Consider the following 2,909-nt stretch of genomic DNA (forward strand, 5'->3'; position numbering starts at 1 on the left):
GTGCGCGGCCGCCAGTGCGGCCGCGACCTCGGAGGAGATGCGCACGGCGGCCGGCCACGGGAGCCGGCGCGAGCGGGCCAGGACGGCCGCCAGCGACTCGCCGTCGACGAGCTCCATGACGACGTACGGGACCGGCTCACCGTCGACGGTGGTCGCCTCGCCGTAGTCGTAGACGTTGGTGATGTGCGGGTGGCTCAGTCGTGCGGCGGCCTGGGCCTCCGCGCGGAGTCGGCGTCGGAACGAGGGGTCGGTGCTCGTCGAGGGCGGCAGGACCTTCACCGCGACCTGCCGGCCGAGCACTTCGTCGAACCCTCGCCAGACCACTGACATCCCGCCGGCGCCGAGCCGCTCGACCAGTCGGTAGCGACCGGCCAGCAGACTCGAACCGGGCAGGTCCGTCGTGCTCATGTGCCCCCACATGCGCGATCGGAAGAAACATCAGCACTGCACCGCCATGCGTGCTGATGCCGGGGCGGTTGTCGGTCCGCCGTTGGACCGAGCATTCCCCATCGACGGCGAGGATGTTAGCGGACGATCGGCCAGGTCTCGACTCCTCGACAACCCGGATGAGCTGGGCGTCGTCACGCTCTGTTCCGCACTGTTCGCCGGTGGTGGGCAGTCGGCGCCGAGGACAGAATGCCTGGTCAGAGCTGTATAGATGGTCATGCCAAATAGCGCTGGGCCGTATGCCCGCTTCGTCGGAACTTGCGGCTGGATAACGAATCTCGCGATTCCACTACGGATTCTGCACGTGCAGTCGCGTTTGCATCACGCAAAGAGACAATGGCGAGATCATGAGTGGCGCTCATCTATACCCAGCGTGATGATTGCCGCAGGGCAATGACCTGGGCAACCCCGCCCGATCGGGTGATTTCCCGGCGACGATCATTCTTTGTTGCCGCAAGCCCCCAGCGTTGCTGATAAATCACCCGATCCAGGGACCACTATGGGGAAACGGCTGCCCGAGGTGTCCGCGTGACCGTGCGGCCCGGGTGCGCGGAGAGCCGTTCGGCGTGCACCACAGCGGAGTCGGCGGGCACGGCGCCCAGGCTCTCGAGGTGGTTCAGCATCGGCGCGAGCTTCTCGTAGAGCACGAGGATCACGTCGCCCGGGACGGCCAGCCGCAACGCCGCGTCGACTGCCGCCCGGTAGCCCGGGGTCCGGACGACCTGGATGAGCGGCCGGCGCCCGCGCATCTCCCGTTCCACCAGCGCGGACACCTCCCCCGGCGCCCGGCCGCGCGGGTCCTCGTCGTCGTAGAGCACGGCCCGGGTGACGCCGTCCGCGAGCACCTGGGCCGAGGCGGCCAGCAGGTCATCGCGGCGGTCGCCGGGCAGCGTGACCGTGGCCAGGCACCGCTGCGGACCCCAGAGCCGGTGCAGCGTCCGCAGGACGGTCGCGATCGCCGCCGGGTTGTGCGCGTAGTCCACGAACAGAGTCACCTCGTCGAGGCGCAGCAGCGTGGCCCGGCCCGGGTTGTCGACCCGCGGCTCGAAGGCGGCCAGCCGCTCGGCCACCACGTCCGGCGGAGCGCCGAGAGCCCGGGCGGCAGCCGCCGCGGCGAGGGCGTTGACGGCCGCGTACGACGCCGCTCCGCCGAACGAGCCGGGCACGTCCGCGACGCGCAGCAACGGGGTGCGCCGGCCGCCGGTGGCCTGCACCAGCCAGCCGTCCTGGAGCACGTACGCCGTCCCGCCCCGGCCCAGGTGCTCGGCCAGCACCGGCTGCCGGCTGTCGGTGCCGAACCAGACGACGCGCTTGCGGTCGGCGCGGACCCGGGGCCGCTCGGCGATGCTGCGGATCCACGGGTCGTCGGCGTTGAGCACCAGGGTGCCGCCGTCGCGGACCCGCTCGGCGATGAGCGCCTTGACGTGGGCCAGGTCCTCGATCGACTTTAGCCCGTCCTGGCCCAGGTGGTCGGCGGTGATGTTGGTGAGCACGCCGACGTCGGTCCGGTCGTACCCCAGGCCCCGGCGCAGCGTGCCGCCGCGGGCGGTCTCCAGGACCGCCGCCTGGACCCCTGGGTCGCCCAGCACCATCTGCGCCGAGCGCGGCCCGGTGGCGTCACCGACGTGCACCACCCGGCCGTCGATCGCGACCCCGTCGCTGCTGGCCACGCCCACCCGCAGACCGGTGCCGGCCAGCAGGTGCGCGACCAGCCGGGTCACGGTGGTCTTGCCGTTGGTGCCGGTCACGGCCACGGTCGGGATCCGCCCGTCGGAACCGCCGGGGAACATCGCCCGCACGATCGCGTCCCCGACGTCGCGGGAGCGCCCGCGCACGGGCGCGAGATGCATGCGCAGCCCGGGTACGGCGTTGACCTCGATCACCCCGGCGCCCAGCTCGTCGGGGTCGCCGGTCGGCGGCAGCGGCGCGGCGATGTCGGCCAGCCGCAGGTCGATGCCGGCGATGTCCAGCCCGACCAGGGCGGCGACGCGCAGGCAGAGCCGGGTCACGTCGGGGTGCACCCGGTCGGTGACGTCGCTGCCGGTGCCGCCGGTGGACAGGTTGGCGTTGTCGCGCAGCCACACCTGGCGCCCGGCCGCGGGCACGGTGCCGGGCGTGCAGCCCTGCCGGTTCAGCGCGATCAGAGCGTTGGCGTCCAGCTCGATGCGGGTCAGCACCCGGGCGTGCCCCACCCCGCGCCGCGGGTCCGCATTGGTCAGCGCCACCAGGTCGGCCACCGTGCTCTCGCCGTCGCCGACCACATGGGCCGCGACCCGTTCGGCGGCGGCCACCACCTCACCCGCGACGACCAGCACGCGGTAGTCCCGGCCGGCGAACTGCCGTTCGACCACCACGTCGCCGCCCGCGGCCGTGTACGCCCGTTCGACCTCCTCGGGCGTGCGCAGGTTGAGCACCACGTGCTCGCCCTGACGGCCCTGCCGCGGCTTGACCACGACCGGCGC

The 2,909-nt window shown here is 72.7% G+C and carries 2 protein-coding genes; both read right to left on the reverse strand.

Features of this window, described 5'->3' with window-relative positions:
* The coding region (locus tag AB0C29_RS41500; RefSeq protein WP_360832759.1) for a serine/threonine-protein kinase at positions 1-408 on the reverse strand (408 nt) is incomplete at its 3' end.
* Between the two features lie 536 nt (positions 409-944).
* Positions 945-2,909: Mur ligase family protein (locus tag AB0C29_RS41505; RefSeq protein WP_360832762.1), on the reverse strand; the 1,965-nt coding region annotated here is incomplete at its 5' end.

It is taken from the genome of Actinoplanes sp. NPDC048791 (genome assembly GCF_040650095.1).
GTDB lineage: Bacteria > Actinomycetota > Actinomycetes > Mycobacteriales > Micromonosporaceae > Actinoplanes.